Source organism: uncultured Clostridium sp. (assembly GCF_900547735.1).
GTDB lineage: Bacteria > Bacillota > Clostridia > Lachnospirales > Lachnospiraceae > Otoolea.
In genome coordinates, this window is sequence record NZ_URHZ01000038.1 from 21,299 (window position 1) to 38,425 (window position 17,127).

The 17,127-nt window shown below is 50.7% G+C and carries 16 protein-coding genes; 6 read left to right on the forward strand and 10 right to left on the reverse strand.

The annotated features are described in order from the left end of the window. Positions 1-27: 27 nt before the first annotated feature. Both QZT18_RS13120 and QZT18_RS13125 read right to left on the reverse strand, forming a co-directional pair. The gene (locus tag QZT18_RS13120) at positions 28-882 is read right to left on the reverse strand and encodes an NAD(P)-dependent oxidoreductase (RefSeq protein WP_294148448.1); all 855 of its coding nucleotides are present in this window, start codon (positions 880-882) and stop codon (positions 28-30) included. Between the two features lie 32 nt (positions 883-914). Then, positions 915-1,601: a transaldolase family protein gene (locus QZT18_RS13125; RefSeq protein ID WP_294148449.1), complete on the reverse strand. Its 687-nt coding sequence runs from the start codon at positions 1,599-1,601 to the stop codon at positions 915-917. A 315-nt stretch (positions 1,602-1,916) separates the two neighbouring features. Between QZT18_RS13125 and QZT18_RS13130 the strand changes: the two genes are divergently transcribed. Next, the gene (locus QZT18_RS13130) at positions 1,917-3,281 is read left to right on the forward strand and encodes an MATE family efflux transporter (protein ID WP_294148450.1); all 1,365 of its coding nucleotides are present in this window, start codon (positions 1,917-1,919) and stop codon (positions 3,279-3,281) included. Between the two features lie 37 nt (positions 3,282-3,318). Here QZT18_RS13130 and QZT18_RS13135 read toward each other — a convergent pair whose 3' ends face one another. The 7 genes from QZT18_RS13135 to QZT18_RS13165 all read right to left on the reverse strand — a co-directional run bounded on the left by QZT18_RS13135 (position 3,319) and on the right by QZT18_RS13165 (position 10,718). Beyond that, entirely contained in the window at positions 3,319-4,653 is a 1,335-nt protein-coding gene (locus QZT18_RS13135) for a YjiH family protein (protein WP_294148451.1), read from the reverse strand. 50 nt (positions 4,654-4,703) lie between these two features. Further along, positions 4,704-5,111, reverse strand: a complete 408-nt coding sequence (locus QZT18_RS13140) for an aconitase X swivel domain-containing protein (protein WP_294148452.1) — start codon at positions 5,109-5,111, stop codon at positions 4,704-4,706. Continuing rightward, positions 5,112-6,317, reverse strand: coding sequence for an aconitase X catalytic domain-containing protein (locus QZT18_RS13145; protein ID WP_294148453.1), 1,206 nt, complete (start codon positions 6,315-6,317; stop codon positions 5,112-5,114). A 21-nt stretch (positions 6,318-6,338) separates the two neighbouring features. Beyond that, on the reverse strand, positions 6,339-7,244 hold the full coding sequence (locus tag QZT18_RS13150; protein ID WP_294148454.1) for a 3-hydroxyacyl-CoA dehydrogenase family protein: 906 nt from the start codon (positions 7,242-7,244) through the stop codon (positions 6,339-6,341). 233 nt (positions 7,245-7,477) lie between these two features. After that, positions 7,478-8,962 (reverse strand): sigma-54-dependent Fis family transcriptional regulator, encoded by a 1,485-nt coding sequence (locus QZT18_RS13155; RefSeq protein ID WP_294148455.1) that lies wholly within the window; start codon positions 8,960-8,962, stop codon positions 7,478-7,480. A gap of 208 nt (positions 8,963-9,170) precedes the next feature. Next, positions 9,171-9,680, reverse strand: coding sequence for an SEC-C metal-binding domain-containing protein (locus QZT18_RS13160; protein WP_294148456.1), 510 nt, complete (start codon positions 9,678-9,680; stop codon positions 9,171-9,173). Positions 9,681-9,821: 141 nt separating this feature from the next. Then, positions 9,822-10,718, reverse strand: coding sequence for a LysR family transcriptional regulator (locus tag QZT18_RS13165; RefSeq protein WP_294148457.1), 897 nt, complete (start codon positions 10,716-10,718; stop codon positions 9,822-9,824). Between the two features lie 317 nt (positions 10,719-11,035). On the opposite strand from QZT18_RS13165, the gene aroE reads away from it, so the two are divergent. From aroE to QZT18_RS13190, 5 genes are all read left to right on the forward strand, one after another. Continuing rightward, positions 11,036-11,881 carry a shikimate dehydrogenase gene (gene aroE, locus QZT18_RS13170; RefSeq protein WP_294148458.1) on the forward strand — a complete coding sequence of 282 codons (846 nt, stop codon included), beginning with the start codon at positions 11,036-11,038 and terminating at the stop codon, positions 11,879-11,881. Positions 11,882-11,919: 38 nt separating this feature from the next. Beyond that, the gene (locus QZT18_RS13175; protein ID WP_294148459.1) at positions 11,920-12,693 is read left to right on the forward strand and encodes an SDR family oxidoreductase; all 774 of its coding nucleotides are present in this window, start codon (positions 11,920-11,922) and stop codon (positions 12,691-12,693) included. Between the two features lie 15 nt (positions 12,694-12,708). Continuing rightward, positions 12,709-14,040 (forward strand): GntP family permease, encoded by a 1,332-nt coding sequence (locus QZT18_RS13180; protein ID WP_294148460.1) that lies wholly within the window; start codon positions 12,709-12,711, stop codon positions 14,038-14,040. A 184-nt stretch (positions 14,041-14,224) separates the two neighbouring features. Beyond that, on the forward strand, positions 14,225-14,989 hold the full coding sequence (aroD, locus tag QZT18_RS13185; RefSeq protein WP_366925880.1) for a type I 3-dehydroquinate dehydratase: 765 nt from the start codon (positions 14,225-14,227) through the stop codon (positions 14,987-14,989). A 22-nt stretch (positions 14,990-15,011) separates the two neighbouring features. Beyond that, on the forward strand, positions 15,012-15,902 hold the full coding sequence (locus QZT18_RS13190; protein WP_294148461.1) for a shikimate dehydrogenase: 891 nt from the start codon (positions 15,012-15,014) through the stop codon (positions 15,900-15,902). Between the two features lie 214 nt (positions 15,903-16,116). Here QZT18_RS13190 and QZT18_RS13195 read toward each other — a convergent pair whose 3' ends face one another. Beyond that, on the reverse strand, positions 16,117-16,944 hold the full coding sequence (locus QZT18_RS13195) for a prepilin-type N-terminal cleavage/methylation domain-containing protein (RefSeq protein WP_294148462.1): 828 nt from the start codon (positions 16,942-16,944) through the stop codon (positions 16,117-16,119). Between the last annotated feature and the right edge of the window lie 183 nt (positions 16,945-17,127).

Here is a 17,127-nt window from a genome sequence, read left to right on the forward strand (position 1 = left end):
ATCCGCCTTTCTTCTTTCAAACTCTTCTCAGCCCTTTACCACCTTTATCGTGGCGCAGAAATCTTCTTTCCCATAGCCCAGTTCCAGCGCTTTGTCGTAGACACGGCAGGCATTCTGCTCACCCGGCATGGAAAGCCCGCACTCTTTTGCCAGCTCCATGCAGATATGGACGTCTTTCGCCATATTCTCCACGGAAAATGCGGTGGTATAGTCTTCCTTCTCGATCGGCGTTTTCTTGCCGTCCAGATAAAAGTTCTGGCCTCCTCCATAGGAGATGGCTTCCGCATAGGCGCTGACGCCGATCCCGTTCTTCTCAGCCAGGGCAATCGTCTCGTTGACGCCGTTTTGTATCTGGGAAACAAGAGCGTTATGGCAGATTTTCATAACCAGGCCCTTGCCGTTGCCGCCCATCCGGACTACATTTTCTCCCATGTAAAGGAGGATAGGGCGCATCTTCTCACATGTTTCCTCGTCTCCGCCCATATAGATGCCGAGCTTGCCCGCAACGGCCGCCGGTTTCGACTTCACAACCGGAGCGTCGATGAATCCGGCTCCCGTCTTCTTTACCATCTCCGATATCTCGATGGAAACGCTCGGATCGATTGTACTCATGTCAATGCAGGTCTTTGCCGCGTCCAGCACGTCTAAAATCCCTGTGTAAACCGCTCTGGAGTGCTCCGACTTCGGAACCATGGAGATAATTACGTCCGATTTTTCAGCCAGCTCTTTTGCGCTCCCGCAAGCTTCTGCCCCCCTGGATGCCAGAAGGTCCACCTTCTCTTTTACAAAATCAAACACATAAACCGTGTCGTCATGCTTTTTTACAATGTTCTCGCTCATGGACTCTCCCATGATGCCAAGTCCGATAAATCCAATCTTCATGGTTTTTATCATTCCTTTCTGCGGTGATATGATTACTCTGTAATGGTGTTATCCCATGCGTTAATGAATGTTCCAAGGCCCTGTGTGGTGTATGCGTGTTTCATCGTATCCTTATACACGTCGAGGCCGGTTGTCACGATATCCGCTCCGGCTGCGGCACAGTCCACAATCTGCTTCGGCGTACGGATTGCCGCACAGATGATCTCCGTCTTTCGGTAGAAGCCGTAATTTTTATAAATTTCGACGATGTTCTTTATGTATTCCCTGCAGTCCTCACCGTTGGCCTCTTTCCAGCCGATGAACGGGGAAACGAAGAGAGAGCCGTTTTTGGCCGGAAGAATGGCCTGGGCCGGTGAGAAAACGAGGGTTACATTGGTACGGATTCCCATCTTCTCCAGTCTTCTGGCTGCCGTAATACCGGACTCCACAGCCGGAATCTTGATCACGAAGTTAGGGCTGACGGCAGAAACCTTTTTAGCCATCTCCACCATCTCGTCCGCATCGTCCAGGTGGGGATTAATCTCTACCGATACCGGAAACTTGTCCACGCCCTCGATTCCCTCGGACTTAATCCACTCCGCGATATCGGTAATTGCCGTCATAAACGGTTTTCCGCTGACCATAATATGTCTCGGGTTTGTCGTCACACCGTCAATTCCAAAGGTATTGTAAGCGTACTGGATCTCATCAAGTTTTGCACTGTCTAAAAAGTATTTCATTTCTTTCCCTCTCTTTCTTTTAATTAATTCATTTAATTATCTAACAAATTCGAAGAAATTCCAAAGAGCATTTTTATGACTTCCCCCTGTTATTTCTCGGTTATGAGAATATAATATGGCAACATTGCACAAATGTCAACAGAATTTTAACAACCTTTTTGTTTTTAGTTACTTTGTTTAATTTATTTAATTAATTTTATGCAATCTACCGATTTTTTCTATTCTCAACATTTATTATAATAATTGTAAGGAACGTTTCCGCTTGTTCCGTAAACGCATGATCCGGACAAACCGGCTGTGAAAGGAGGCTTATTTATGAAGGAGTTGATTCGTCCAAAAGATTTGACGGCAGGGAGACCGCTCCCGGTTCTTCTCTCCTACTCTCTTCCCATGTTTGCCGGCATGTTTTTTCAGCAGGCCTACAATCTCGCCGACAGTTGGATCGCGGGCAACTACATCGGTTCCGTCTCCCTCGGAGCCGTGGGAACATGCTATCCTGTCACCGTCCTTTATATTGCCGTTGCATCGGGCCTCGGCATCGGGACCTCCATTTACTGCTCCCAGAAGTTTGGTTCCGGCGGACACCGCAATGTCAAAGATGCCGTAACCACGGCCCTGCTCTGCTTTATCCCATGCTCCGTGGTCCTGATGCTTTTCGGCCTTTTTGCCTGCCCCCATATCCTGACATGGCTCTCCGTCCCCAAGGAGGCTCTGCTGCCGACACGGCAGTATCTCTTCATTTACACCGCGGGCCTGCCGTTTCTCTTTCTGTATAATATTACCACAGGTGTGCTGAACGGACTTGGCAACTCCGGGACTCCGCTGATATTTCTGATTTTTTCTTCCTTTATGAATATTGTCCTGGATCTGGTTCTGGTGCTTTTCATTCCGCTCGGAATCCCGGGTCTGGCCCTGGCTACCATTCTCTCCCAGGCGGTATCTTCCCTGGCCACGCTCATTGCCGTGAAGAAACTGTGCCGCCGGCTCGGCGGGGAAGAACGTTCTTCCTTCTCCCTTCCCGTTTTGAGGGAAATACTGAGGCTCGCAGTTCCAAGCATTGTCCAGCATGTCTTCATGTCCACCGGCCAGCTTGCCCTGCAAAATATCATCAACGGATACGGCGTCATCACGATGGCCGGCTACTCCATCGCCTTTCGCCTAAACGGCCTGTATGTCAACTCACTGATGGCGCTCAGCAACGCCCTCTCCGGCTTTATTGCACAGAATAAGGGTGCGGGAAAACACGGTCGCATCCGGCAGGGATACCGGCTCTGCCTGATTCTGGGCGGATGTTTTACTTCGGCCGTCGTGTTCCTGATGCTCGCGGACGGCCCGGCCGTCCTGTCGTTTTTCGTCTCCCCCGATCCGGGAAAAGCGGAAATCATTGAAGCGGGAATGGGGTTTGTCCGCATTGTGGTTCCCTTCTACTTTCTGGTCTGCCTGAAAATTGTGACGGACGGCGCCCTGAGGGGAATCGGCCGCATGAACGCCTTCATGATGTCCAGCATCTCCGATGTGATGGTGCGTCTCCTCCTCGGGAATTTCTTCTCCCGTCACTGGGGCATAAACGGCGTCTGGTGGATCTGGCCGGCCGCCTGGGCGGTTGGAACCTCCGTCTGCTGCCTGTCATACCGGAGAGCGGACGGATACATCGCAAAAAGAGCCGGACAGAGCCGCTGATAATCAGCGGCTCTGCACGGCCCTTTATGGCGTTATATCAGAACAGGATATGCATTACGATTGAAACAATCGGAATGGCAATCAGCGTTCTGATAAAAAAGATGAGAATCAATTTCCCAATTCCCAGCGGTATGTCGGATTCCATGATGGATACGGCGCTGTTGGAAAACATGATAATCTGTAATGCGGATACGACTATCACAAAGAAAGCGGCTTCCACGGAAATGGAAAGCGTGGAGATGAAAGTGGCGGGTATGGCGATTTCAGCCAGGCCGAGGATCATGGCGGGAGCAATTTCTGCGGCATTGGGGACCTGGCACAACTTCAGAATCGGAATAAACGGAATCCCCAGTATATTGAAAAGCGGTGTGTATTCCACCAGCAGAAAAGTGATTGAGGAGATGGCCATAATATAAGCCGAAATTTTCTGGGCAAAAACAAGCACTTCGAACAGCGCTTTTAAATAAACGGAAGGAGCGGATGTTTCTTCCGCTTTCTTGAGGGCGGCCATATAGCCCTGCCCCAATAAGGACAGGCTGAATCTTCTGCGTTCTTCATTCTCCCTCTGCGTTCCGTCGATAAACGTATCCGGCATTCCCTTCAGGGGAAAGATGCGGATTACAACCGCCGCCATGACGAAAGACAGCAGGAAGGAGGTAATCAGCACTTTACCGTAATGTTCCGTGATATTTGCCGTCGCGGTCAGAACCGCAAAGAATCCCAGGCTGATAAAACTGAAGTTGGTGGCAATACCGGCGGCCTCACGGGTAGTATACTTTTTTTCTTTATACAGTTTATTTGTAAAGAAGATTCCGAGGGTCGGATTGGCGACAAAGGAGGTGACGGCGTCGATCGCAGCATAGCCGGGAACCTTAAATACGGGACGCATAAACGGCTCGATCAGAACGCCGATATATTCCAGCAGGCCGAACTCCGTAATAAAGGGAACCATAAGGCCTGCGACGACAATGGTGACCAACACCGTCTTAGCCAGTCCCAGCCCCTGTCCGCCGACAGCCGGTCCGGTCAGATATTCCGGTCCGATTTGCAGGATCGTCATTCCGCTCAGAATAAATCCGATTATATATAAAACAATGGAATACGTTTTTACGCTCCCGTACAGCCGGGTCAGCGTTGGAAATTTATCCGTCGTCCGGGCAATGATACAAAAAAGAATCAGGGAGCCTATCGATATCATGACCAGTGTGGAAAGGCATGGGGAAAGGGCGGACTTAATAAGGTTTACCGAGTAAACGAGAAGAACGCCTTTCCCATTGTCCGAAGGCACAAGAGGAACAAAAAAGTAGATAATGCCGATGAGGGACATGGCAAAAAACTTCAAAGCAGCTTTCATCGTTGGTTTGCTATTCATAAATATACCTATCCTTTCAAGCAAGAAAACAGTATTTACGGCCGGTTGGCCTAATCGGAAAGTTCAATTGTATTTTCATCCGTGTGAATCCGTATCGTCATGCCCTCCTTCAGAGCCCGGTAGAAGGAATCGGGGACGCCGCATACCATAGGGATTTCCATGATTACGGCGGAGGAAACCAGGACCGTATCGAGATTTTTGACGATAAGGCCGGCCGGCTGCGTACCGCCCTGTTCTAATTTGTAAAGGCCGTCGGCCTGAACAACGGAGCTCCCCTTGCCGCCGGGAAATACTAAAATTTTACCGGCTATGCTCCGGCCTTCCAGGCAGTGCCCTGATTCCGTAATCCGGCCGGTTGCCGGATTGGTGAAGTAAAAAAGAATTTCTTCGGACGAGATTACGGCTTCGCCCTGGGCAGTGCCCGGGGAAATTGTCTTACAGGAATAGAAACGGGCCATTTATTTACCTCCTTTTACAGCACGGCACAGACAGTCTTCCATACTCATCACCTGGACATGCACCTTAAAGGACACCATATAATAGGCACATTTCGGGGAGTCGCTTAAGCCCGTTTTACCGGAAAGGAACCCCCAGACAGGAGACTCATCGATACAGGTATCCGCTATCATCTGCACATTCTTTTCTTTCAGTTCATCATAAATGCCGGAGCCGCGCGCAAGACTGACGGTATGGCGCGATGTCAGAATCCAGACGGGTATCGAGGCCCGGCGGCCTTCCATCGCTTCCTTCACCTCCAGAACCTGCCGATAGGTGTAATGAGGGCAGCCAAGCATTACAAATTCAGCGGACCTTCCGTAATCCGGGGCATATTCTTTCCTGAGGCCGTCCAGATCGCTCCGTGTAACGGTAACGGTGCGCAGGGGCGTTTTGCCCCCTGTTGCCGCTTCAAGAGTAGGGGAGCCGGGAGTAATGCCGGGAATATGGAACATTTCAAATGAACCCGAAACATTGAGCTGCGTGCCAAGGGCTATCATCTGTTCGGTGGTGGGAGCGGCGGGGAGATTCAGAAAAACAGGAATTCCCCTGCCGATTTTTTTACCCATGAGCCCAAGCAGGGCGTAGGAAAAATCATCCTTCATATCTGCTTCTACGTAAACGGCGGTATCCGCAAACCGGTTTTCATCCAGGAGCATCCCGTATTCGGGCGTGAAACCCGTGATGGCGGCGCAAAGTGCGGTGGCGGCGCTTTCGCGGTTTGTCTTTGCCCCGAGTACCGAGTTCACAAAAATGGTGGCGCTTGTCTCTGAAAAGGCGGTGATTTCCCCCTGCTCCGGAATATTCTCCTTCAGATAAGGGGTACAACTGTAAGTCAGGGAAGCGCCCAGACTGCGGTAGGCGTTTTCTGTCCGTCTCATATTTTCTTCGGCGCCGGGAGACAGCATGGAGCGGCTTTTGAAATAGCATATGGAATATCCGGGGTTTACGGTGGGCGTTACGGCGCAGACGGCCCCGGCCAGAACCATTTTTTCGGCAAACCAGATATCGGCGCCCTGGGCGCTCAGAGAGACATGGGCGCGGGTGACCGGCACAAAGCGCGCGGCGCGGAAGCTTTCTCCCACAGCAGTGAGAATCCGTACGGCCATTGCCTTCCCCTTGCCATATTTCCCATCCATCATATCACGCTGGTTATCGGTTAATAACATAATCATTCCTCTTTTCGAAGTCTATTTTGTAACCAGATTTCCCATTTCCGGATCGTAACCGCTGTAAAAACCGCAGCCGGACTTCATACCCAGGCTGCCCGAATCGATCAAGGCCTTCAGTTTTTCCGGCGGCTTATCCCGCTCGTCCCCACTGGCATTGAAATAGGAATTTTCGATTGCATAGACGGTATCCAGGCCAATCAAATCCATGAGCTGAAATGGGCCGATATTCGTATGCCATTCCATCATCCAGCCCCGATCAAACTCAGAGGGAGTAATATAGCCGTTGGACCAGAGATAAAGACACTCTTTTTTTACGGCTCTCCAGACTCTGTTAATGGAGTATCCCTTTATTTCCCTCTCTGTTATGATGGGTTCGAATCCGAGCGTGCGGTAATGGGCGACAGCGGCCTGTTTCGCCGCCTCACCGGTACTGGGATTCCACATCATTTCCAGATAGTCGTTGCGGATTGGATCGTCATGGTCCACCGAAAAGGTGAGCGCCCTTCTCTCCGGGGATACGTAGGCATAGATATCGCTCATCAGCAGGGAGGATGTGTTGGAGTTCAGCAGAGCATCCGGCGGGCACAGGGCATCTAACTGACGGAAAATCTCCTGTTTCACTTCCAGTTTTTCCGGTACGTTCTCTACGACAAGCTGTGCATTTTTACATGCCTCCTTAAGGCTTTCGGCATAAGATATTCTTTGTTCCGCAGCGTCGGCTTCCGCCTGGGATAAACGCCCCGTCTCAACATAATAGTCAAGCCATTTGCGTATCTTGCTGCGGCATTTGTCAATGGAGGCGCGGGTGCGGCTGTATCCGGTGACCTGCTTTCCATATACGGCATTCCGGAAGGCTATCATGGATCCCTGAGTTCCCACGCCTACAACTGTTACATGTTTGATTGTGTCAATCGCTTGTGACATGTCGGCTCCTTTCTTACTGCATGAATCATTACTGTTCAAGAATCATTACAATTCATTATAAAAGCAAGTTTCGTGCCAAACAGGATTCAGATTGTTCATTCCCGCCGGACGGCGTATAAACGGCAAAATACCACGGAACCGTTGTTACCATCGCCTCATTTAGGCATTTATATCATATAGCTGTATCAAAATAGCACTGCAACAAAAAGTTACAGTGCTATTTTATAATACAGCTACGAAGGCTGATTTTTATGGGGCGGCACAATTTGCAGCCGTTTCATCCGCGCCAGCAGATTTTGTCTGCTGATTTGCAGGGTACGCGCGGAGGCGGAAATATTCCAGTTCTCCTTTTCCAGAGTACGGAGCAGCAGTTCCCTCTGATAGTTTTTCAATCCTTCCGTAAGACCCGCGGCAGGTTCTGCTTCTGAGAGCGCTGTCCCCGGAAGGCGGGATTCGTTCCGGCTGCGGACCGGAGTTCTCCTTGTGACAACCGGAAGGTCTTTTAGCGTCAGTGTATCGGAAAATTCGGATGCCTTCAGCAGCATATTTTGAATCGTATGCTGCAGTTCGCGCGTATTGCCGTACCAGGTCCTGTTCCCGAGCCAGTCGATTAACTCATCGGAGAGATGGACAATATTTCTGCCGAGTTCCTTGTTATATTTTTTGACAAATAAAAGGCTGAGGCTGATGATGTCTTCCGGGCGTTCCCTGAGCGGCGGTATTTCCAGGCAGTATTCAGAAATCCGGTAATAGAGGTCGGGTCTTAACCGGCCTTCGTCCAAAAGCGTCTGAAGGTTCTCATTTGACGCGCAGATAAGACGGCACCGGACCGGAAATTCTTTTGTGCTCCCCACCGGACGTACGCACCGTTCCTGAAGTACGCGGAGCAGCTTCGTCTGGTTCAGAGGCGTCAGGGAATTGAATTCATCCAGAAACAGGGTTCCCTCTCCTGCCTCCCGGAACAGGCCTATATTATTAACCGCACCGGTATAGGCGCCTTTGACGGTTCCGAACAGCGTGCTTTCAAAAAGCTCGGCCGGAATTGCGGCACAGTTGATGGCAATAAATTTATGGCGCTCCCGGCCGAGATTGTGGATACTCTGTGCCAGGACCTCTTTCCCAACTCCCGTTTCACCGGTGATGAGAATGGACATATTCATCGGCGCGACAGACTGTGCCTCTTTTATAATTTCACTCATAATTGGCGAGGTTCCGGTAATGTCCGCGAATGTATAACGCGTTCCCTCTGCAATATGAACGGGATCGGCTTCTATGAGCGTATCGTCCTGGATCTGCCGTTTATGTTCTAACAGTTTATAGAGCAGTTTCCGCAGCGTAGATTCTGTCCGGCAAATGGAATAGACGCCGATAATCTCACCGTCCTTTTTTACAGGTACGGTTTCATAATTAATATAAACGGGAGCTTCTCCCACAAAGGCGTGGGGTCTGTAAGCGTTCAGAATCGCTTCCCCGCTGTCCATTACGCGCCGGTGTTCGGAGGTTTCCCAGTCGGAATGTTCATAGGCAAGCCAGGAAATTTCTCCCAGCGCTTTTCCGGCATCCATATGTTCCATCTCCGCCTTGGCGGGATTAAATACCGTGATGACACAGTTTCGATCCGTGAGGATTATGCCCTCATGAACATTCTGGATGATCGTTTCGAGGCAATATAATTTTTCTTCCAGCTCCTTAATTCTCCCGCTTTGTGTATTTTGCATATGTATCCCTCCCTCTGCTTAGTATATAGGAAAGAGTGGGGGGATATCAATAGGAAAAGTAATCTGCTTTTTACGATATAAAAACGTTATTGTTCACAGCGCAATGCAGTGTGGACAGTAACTAAAAAACCGGCAGGGAAACCCTGACTTGCATTCAGGTTCCTCTGCCGGTTATTACCGTTCTCTTCTCTCCGCCCTTTACCGCTTATTATTTATTGCGGCCGCAGCACTTCTTATATTTCTTTCCGCTTCCGCATGGACATGGATCGTTTGGATAGATCTTCTGCTCGTTGCGCACGGTTCCGGATGCTTTCTGTGTTTTGTACAGTTCTTTTCTCTTCTCTTCTGTCAGGATGGAATCCCACTGCGGAAGTTCGAAAAGCCAGTTAGCCTTTGCCTCTACCATGTTGTAATATAATTTCTCCGGGTCGATCTCAATCTTGACAGCGGTATCCTCGTCCATTGTCTCGATTGGGTTCTCGTAGCCTTTCAGGCTCTCGTTGATTCCGTCTAAGAATCCCGTCATGATTAATACTTCTGTCTCATATTTCTCGGCCAGCTCTTTCACTGTGCCTTCTATTACCTCTGTGGGATTGGAAAGGATCTTCTCATAAATTCCCTTCTCAATTGTAAAATATCCGGACCAGAGTTCTTCCTTCTGTTTATCATCCATCCCATCGCCGTATGCAAGATTACGCCAGTTTTCCAACAATGTCATATGTAATAACCTTCCTTTTTCCGTGATTATTAACGCAAATGCGTCAGTCCGTCTCTAGTATATAACATGTTGACGGTTTTTGCAAAATATTTTTTTCTTAACACGTTTCACACAATACATCCTGTGTGAACAGTCCTCCCCTCACTCCTGTACGGGCAGCAGAGCCGCCTGCTCTTTCACAAACCCTAAGAACCGCCTTGATGCCGGAGAGATAAAACGGTCTTCCTTCCAGAACATGTAAAGCGTGCGCGGCGTCATATAATCCGTCAGACGCAGGCAGGTGACGTGATAACGGCTGTCGCCGTACCGCCTGGGTACCACGGCGACGCCCATCCCGGCCGCGACAAGCTGCGTGACCATGATATTGTCCACCGCTTCATGGACAATCTTCCGCTTAATCCCCTGGGCTTCGTAGACTCTGTCGTTCTCGTGGCGCAACCCGCTCGATTTGTTATAAGCGATGAACTGACAGTCCTTCGTGTCCCGGATGCAGACCTCTTCCCGGGAGGCGAGAGGATGTCCCGGAGGCACAATCAGAGCCATCTCCTCCATATAGACGGGAAACGACGTCAAAGCTGTGCATTCCGGACGTGAACCAAAACCCACATCACTTTTCCCCGAAAGCACGAACTCTTCCGCCTCCTTGGTCGGCTGTTCAAGGAGTGTAAACTTCACGCTGTGATTCTCCGGAGTCTCACAGAACGCCCGGACAATTCGGGGAATGAATACGGCGCTCATCGCACTGATATAGGAGAGGGTGATGTGGCCTCTGTCGGAATTCACCAGGCAGTCGATGCTGTCCACGGCGCTCTCTATCTCCCCGAAAATCCTTTCCGCGTGGCCGAGCAGAATCTCGCCATACTTCGTAAGCTCCACGGTCCGCCCGTCCTTCTTCAGCAGTGGGGCGTTCAATTCCCTCTCCAGCTCCTGAATCGAGAAACTGAGGGCCGGCTGGGATATAAAAAGAAGCTGGGCGGCTTTCGTATAATTCCCGGTCTCCGCCACCTTCTGAAAATATTGTAACTGCTTAAGCGTCATTCCTCTCTCTCCTTCGGCCTCTTTGTCTTTTATGATAATTCACAATTTTCCCACTGTCAATGATAAGTTTTATTGTGATTTTCCATAAAATATAAGTATTTCCTTATTTTCCCGCTTTATTATATCATCAAATTATCACAAATAACCATTTTAATACGGCAGAAAATTCAACCAGTTCACCATCGCCGCTCCATTGCGGCATCTGCATGGCCGGTACCGGAAAAGGCGCCTTCCGGCCGGCGGAAGGTGTGAACCGCATCGGGATAATCTGCCGGGCAGGCAATGAAAAACAAACACAGACCAGGAGGTTAACTATAATGAACGAGAATCAAATCACAAAGCAGGTGGCAATTATTGGAGAATCCATCAGTCACAGCATGTCTCCCGCCATGATGAACGCGGCATTCCGGGAAAAGGGGCTGGACTATCATTTTTCCATCATCAACGCAGCCCCGGAAGATTTCAGAAACGTGCTGATGAAGCTTCCCGAACAGAATTACGCGGGACTGACCGTGACCATTCCTTATAAGATTGAAATCATGCAGTATCTCGATGAAATCGACCCGATGGCCCGCCTCATCGGCGCGGTCAACACCGTCAAATTTGAGAATGGAAAAATGATGGGGTACAACACCGACGGAGAAGGTTTTGTCCGCGGCCTGGAAGAAGATTTCGGTGTAAATATCCCGGATAACACCTTCTTTATCATCGGCGCCGGCGGCGTTTCCCGGGCTCTGACCACGGTGCTGGCTTCCAGAAAGCCGAAACGTATTTTCCTGGAATCCCTCTATTTTGAGGATGCCAGAGCGCTCTGCGACAATATCAATCACAATGTTTACGACTGCTGTGTGCCGCTTAAGGCCGATGAAGATTTCAAACCTTTCATTGATCAGTCCGATGTCGTCATCAATGCCAGCTTTATCGGGATGCCGCCTCATGAAAATGAGACGCCCATCGACATCTCCCTTCTCCGGAAGGAACTTCTGGTGGCGGATGTCATTTACAACCCCTTAAAGAGCAAATTCCTCCAGGCGGCGGACGAACTGGGATGCCGTCACTTAAACGGCCAGGTGCAGCTCTTCCATCAGGGAAAAATCGCCTTTAAAATCTGGACCGGCGAGGAGGCGCCTTCCGGTGTCATGCGAAAGGCAGTATTTGGATAAACAGCTGATTAATTATTCTGGAAAAGGAGTATTGAAAAATGAAAAATATATTGGAACAAATGAGTTTAACCGGAAAAAAAGCGCTTGTAACGGGAGGCGCCCGCGGATTGAACTACAGCATTGCAGAAGGTCTCTGTGAGGCAGGCGCCGATGTGGTGCTCCTCGATATCAGCGAGGCCGTGTTCGAGTCGGCAAAGACACTCTCACAGCTCGGAACAAAGGTGTATGGGGTAAAAGGCGATTTGTCCGACACCTCCGATTTGGACCGGATGTATGCTGAAGCGCTCGATTACCTGGGCGGCCGCCTCGATATCCTGATAAACGGAGCCGGTATCCAATACCGCTGCCTGGCAAAGGACTTCCCGGAAGACCAGTGGCGCAGGGTGCTGGACCTCAACCTGAACGCGTTATTCTTCATGGCCCAGCGGGCGGGGCGCACGATGCTTAAGCAGGGTTACGGGCGCCTGATTAACATCGCATCCCTGAGCTCCTTCGACGGAGCCAGCATGATCGCCGCCTACACGGCCAGCAAGGGAGGCGTGGCACAGCTCACCAAGGTGCTGTCCACCGAGTGGGCGGAACAGGGCGTCAATGTCAATGCCATAGCGCCCGGCTATATGGTGACGGAGCTGACTAAGAACATAAAAGAAGTGAACCCGAAGCAGTACGAAAGCATCTGCACACGCATTCCCAAGGGCAGATGGGGACAGCCGGAGGATTTAAAGGGGCTGGCGGTCTTTCTCGCATCCGATGCCTCCGAATACATGACCGGACAGATTATCCCGGTGGACGGCGGCTACCTGAGTAAATAAAAGGAGGAAATATCAATGGATGGTATTGGAATTTTAGGCCTTGGCATTGGGCTGGGCCTGCTGATTTACTTAAGCTTCAAGGGCTGGAGCATGATTCCCACCTCTATCGCCGCATCCCTGGCCGTCATCATCACCAACCGGATGAACCTCTGGGAGGCCTTCAGTGTAAGCTATGCGTCCTCGATGAAAAACTACGCCGGGACCTATCTCCTTTTGTTCTTTCTCGGCACCGTCTTCGGCGGCCTGATGGGCGAAAGCGGGGCGGCAAAATCGATTGCGGTCAAGCTGCTGAACACGCTGGGAAGCGGCAAGGGACTTCTGATTGTCGTTCTGGTCAGCGGAATCCTGTCCTACGGAGGAATCAACCTCTTTGTGCTGCTCTTCACGATTTATCCCATCGCGCTGGTCCTGTTCAACAATGAAAATATTCCCAAGCGCCTGTTTCCGGCGGCGATGCTGCTTGGAAGCGCGACCTTCAGCATGGTGGGCCTGCCCGGCTCCCCGGCCATCCAGAACCTGATCCCCTGTGCGGTGCTTGGCACAAACGCCTACGCGGCCCCGCTCAACGGAACCCTGGTTTCCATCGTGATGTTTGCCCTGGGCATGGTTTTCCTGGTACGCCAGCAGAAACGGCTGGCCGCGGCCGGTATCGGCTTTGTGCCCGGTTCCCGTGACGACCTTAGTAAAATCCGTATCTCGGAGAACGACGAACTCCCGCACTGGGCGCTGTCCATGCTGCCGATGGCAGTTCTGATTCTCTTCATTTTCTTTACCCGCAATACCCTGGACACGGTTTATGCGGTGAATATCGCCCTGTCCATTGGAATTGCCATGGTGCTCTGCCTGTTCTGGAAACGCATTAAGAATCCGCTGAATTCAATCAACGAGAGCGCCCAAAACAGTATCACCGCCCTGCTCAACACATCGGTAATCGTGGGGTTCGGCGGCGTGGTACAGGCCTCCTCCGGCTTTGCCTCCGTTGTAGAATTCGCACTTTCCATGGCTATGAGCCCGCTCATTTCCGCCTCCCTGGCCACCGGCATTGTCTCGGCCGCCACCGGCTCATGCTCCGGCGGTCTGCAGATTTTCCTGGATTCCCTGGAACCGAAATACATCGAACTCTGCCGGGCTGCGGGCATCCCCCTGGAGATCCTGCACCGCGTTATCTGCCTGGCCGGCGCGGGCCTGGATACGCTGCCGCACAGCGGAGGTTTCATTACCGCTATCGTCTATACGCAGTTGACGGCAAAGGAATCCTATAAATACGTATTTTTCACAAATATCGTCGTCACCTCCATCGGCTGTGTGGTTTCCATCCTGCTCTTTATGGCGCTTGGAATTATCTAGGGAAGAAACCGCAGCCTGGGATCAAGGGTTGATGAAACAGAAGTGAACCGGAACTGCAACCAACACTTCACTTTTAATAGAACCGGGTGCGGCTTTGCATTTGATACGGCCGCACCCGATACGCAGGAATCTGATTATAAAAGAATTTGATAATAAAAGAATATGATTATAAAGGAGAATGATTATGATAAAAACCTTAACGGTCCGCGGAAAGGAAATCGGAGCCGGAGTCCCCGGCATTATCGTGCCAATCGTGGAAGTAACCGAAACAAAGATTTTAGAAAAAGCGGCGGCCATCCGCAATCTGGCCATTGATATGGTGGAGTGGCGCGTGGATTTCTTTGAACACGCTCTAGAGCCGGAGCAGGTTTTAAATACGCTTCACAGGCTCCGTGAATCGCTCCCCTCTCTCCCGCTGCTGTTCACCTTCCGCACGGCGGAGGAGGGCGGTGAAAAAGAAATATCCCTGTCAGAATATACAGCGTTAAACCGTCTGGCCGCCGAAAGCGGCAGCGCCGACCTGATCGATGTACAGATTTTTATGGACGATGAGACGGCAAGGGAAAATATCGCCGCCATCCATGCGGCCGGCGCCCTGGTCATCGGTTCCAACCATGATTTCCACAAGACTCCTCCCCGTGAGGAAATCCTCTACCGGCTGCGCAAAATGCAGGATATGGGCGTGGATATTCCAAAGCTGGCGGTGATGCCGAGGGGCACGGACGATGTTCTGGAACTTCTCGCCGCAACGGCCAGGATGCATGAAGCTTATGCCAACCGCCCTATTATCACGATGTCCATGGGCGGAAAAGGCGTTGTCAGCCGTCTGGCCGCGGAGGTTTTCGGCTCCTCCATGACCTTCGGCGCGGTCGGCACAGGCTCCGCTCCCGGCCAAATCCCGGTCGACCGGATGTCCAGCGCCCTGGATCTCTTCCACACCGCGCTGTGAGCGGGGAGAAAGTGAGGATATCATGAACTCAATTACCACCAATACAAAACTGATAGCCCTTCTGGGATATCCGCTGGGCCAGTCCGTCTCCGCGGTCTCCCACAACAGGGTATATGAAAAAAAGGGCTGGGACTGCTGCTATCTCCCCGTTGAGGTAGAAAACCCGGAACACCTTGGGAAGATTATAAGCGGAATCCGCCATATGAACTTTGCCGGTTTTGCCGTCACAAAACCGTATAAGATTGCCGTGATGAAATATCTGGACGATGCAGATGAAATGACGCGTCTGATGGGCTCCTGCAATACCGTGGTGGTGCAGGAAGACGGTTCCCTGAAGGGATACAACACGGACGGTCTGGGAGCGCTCCGCTCCATACAGGAAGAAACCGGGGTGGAAATCCCCGGCAATACCTTCCTCTGCTTCGGCGCTGGGGGAGCCGGCAAGTCCATCTGCATGGAACTGGCCTTACATAAGGCGGGGCGCATCTATATCTCGGATTTTGAAACGCCGTGCCGTGAACTGGCGGAGCAGATTAACCGGATAAGCCCGGGAACGGCCACCGCACTTCCGGTAACCGACCGCACCGCTGTTCGCAAAGCCGCGGCGCAGTGCGGCGTCATGATGAATCTGAGCGGACTTGGCATGTATGGCCATCTGGATGAGACACCGTTAGAAGAAGCATGTTTTCGGCCCCGTCAAATCTGCTTTGACGCGACCTACAATCCGGTGAGGACCCGTTTCCTCCGGGATGCCGAAGAAGCCGGCTGTACCGCCGTAAACGGACTCGGGATGCTGGTCTATCAGGCCACCCGTCAGATTGCCCTGTGGACCGGACACGCGGAGCCTGTCGCAGAGATGCGGGAGGCAATGAGTGAGGCGGCGGGATTCTCCGCCTGCGGCGGGTCGCTTTAGCGGCATCATTCCTCTGCGCGGCATGTGCATCCTCGCGGAGCGTTTTTGATTCATAGGACGTAACTTCCTATGAATCAAAAAAACCGGCCTGCCTGCAATCTGCAGACAAGCCGGTTTAAAAAGGGGAGGATAAGTATTCAAAAATTTCTCTTTTGTGATACTTACAGTATAACCTCCCTGTTTGGATTTATACACAATACGAAAAATATTTTTATTAATTTGATTCCGGGGCGAATGAACCGTCTTTAACTATCGGATATGGTTTTCCGGATACTATGGTTTTTGAATTTACCGTTACGGTTCCCGAAGTAACCGTTCCGTTTTTCGTGTCATACTTTTTACACGTAACGGCTGCACCGCTTTTGGCATCATCCAGCGTTATCTTACTGTCCGTCAGGTATAGGATATAACTGTCCCCGCTCTTGCACATCATCCAGCTTTTATTCTTAACATTCAGTCCCTGTTTTGACAGTTCCTCGGCAACAACTTTGGCAAAAGAGCCATACTCTCCATACCCGGCAGTATCTGTTGAAATTGCCTCCGAATCCAATGTTGTGTTTTTCTTAAAAAACTCTGCCAGATTCTTATATGCCACTCCTTTATAAGAACTCAAATCCATATTGGTAAGCAGCGAATGGAGCGTCACAATATCCATCTCCCACTCTCCGTGTTTGCTGCATTCAATCCTGACCGCCTCCAGATTATTCACAAGCTGGCATCTGTATTTACCACCGCTCTTACACAGTCCGTCATAAGCATAAACAATGGAACTTATCTCCGTTCCTTTGTCATTGCCGCCGTGGTTCACAATTATCTTATTCAATACCTGGACAGCCGCAGCCGAATCCGGCGCCCTGCCGAGATCAGTCAGTCCAGCCAGATATTCCTCCGCAATCGTATCCATCGCATGAAGGCAGGCGGCTTTTCTCGACTTCTCAATATACTTCATAAACTGGGGTGCGAGCAGCCCAGTCAGTATAATCAATATTGCAATTGCAATAATCAGCTCGATTAGACTGAAACCTCTTTCTTTTTTCCTCATACTGCATCTCTTTTCTCGTGAACTATGGTAAAGCCACCCCAAGATAATCTGTTTTTGTCTTACTAAATCTTTTTGTCTTCTTTATTTTATCATTTCTGTATTTTTTTTACCATACTTGTTTGTCATAACTCCGAAAATAATCGAGATTCCCTGTTTTGTTACCGATTCCGGTTTCCGAAGTAT

Bases quoted from the DNA above. Each gene is read 5' to 3' on its own strand.
- QZT18_RS13120 (WP_294148448.1), bottom strand. From the start codon at position 882: ATGAAGATTGGATTTATCGGACTTGGCATCATGGGAGAGTCCATGAGC.
- QZT18_RS13130 (WP_294148450.1), top strand. From the start codon at position 1,917: ATGAAGGAGTTGATTCGTCCAAAAGATTTGACGGCAGGGAGACCGCTC.
- QZT18_RS13140 (WP_294148452.1), bottom strand. From the start codon at position 5,111: ATGGCCCGTTTCTATTCCTGTAAGACAATTTCCCCGGGCACTGCCCAG.
- QZT18_RS13165 (WP_294148457.1), bottom strand. From the start codon at position 10,718: ATGACGCTTAAGCAGTTACAATATTTTCAGAAGGTGGCGGAGACCGGG.
- QZT18_RS13190 (WP_294148461.1), top strand. From the start codon at position 15,012: ATGAACTCAATTACCACCAATACAAAACTGATAGCCCTTCTGGGATAT.
- QZT18_RS13150 (WP_294148454.1), bottom strand. From the start codon at position 7,244: ATGTCACAAGCGATTGACACAATCAAACATGTAACAGTTGTAGGCGTG.
- QZT18_RS13125 (WP_294148449.1), bottom strand. From the start codon at position 1,601: ATGAAATACTTTTTAGACAGTGCAAAACTTGATGAGATCCAGTACGCT.
- aroE (WP_294148458.1), top strand. From the start codon at position 11,036: ATGAACGAGAATCAAATCACAAAGCAGGTGGCAATTATTGGAGAATCC.
- QZT18_RS13155 (WP_294148455.1), bottom strand. From the start codon at position 8,962: ATGCAAAATACACAAAGCGGGAGAATTAAGGAGCTGGAAGAAAAATTA.
- QZT18_RS13180 (WP_294148460.1), top strand. From the start codon at position 12,709: ATGGATGGTATTGGAATTTTAGGCCTTGGCATTGGGCTGGGCCTGCTG.
- QZT18_RS13195 (WP_294148462.1), bottom strand. From the start codon at position 16,944: ATGAGGAAAAAAGAAAGAGGTTTCAGTCTAATCGAGCTGATTATTGCA.
- QZT18_RS13175 (WP_294148459.1), top strand. From the start codon at position 11,920: ATGAAAAATATATTGGAACAAATGAGTTTAACCGGAAAAAAAGCGCTT.
- QZT18_RS13160 (WP_294148456.1), bottom strand. From the start codon at position 9,680: ATGACATTGTTGGAAAACTGGCGTAATCTTGCATACGGCGATGGGATG.
- QZT18_RS13145 (WP_294148453.1), bottom strand. From the start codon at position 6,317: ATGTTATTAACCGATAACCAGCGTGATATGATGGATGGGAAATATGGC.
- aroD (WP_366925880.1), top strand. From the start codon at position 14,225: ATGATAAAAACCTTAACGGTCCGCGGAAAGGAAATCGGAGCCGGAGTC.
- QZT18_RS13135 (WP_294148451.1), bottom strand. From the start codon at position 4,653: ATGAATAGCAAACCAACGATGAAAGCTGCTTTGAAGTTTTTTGCCATG.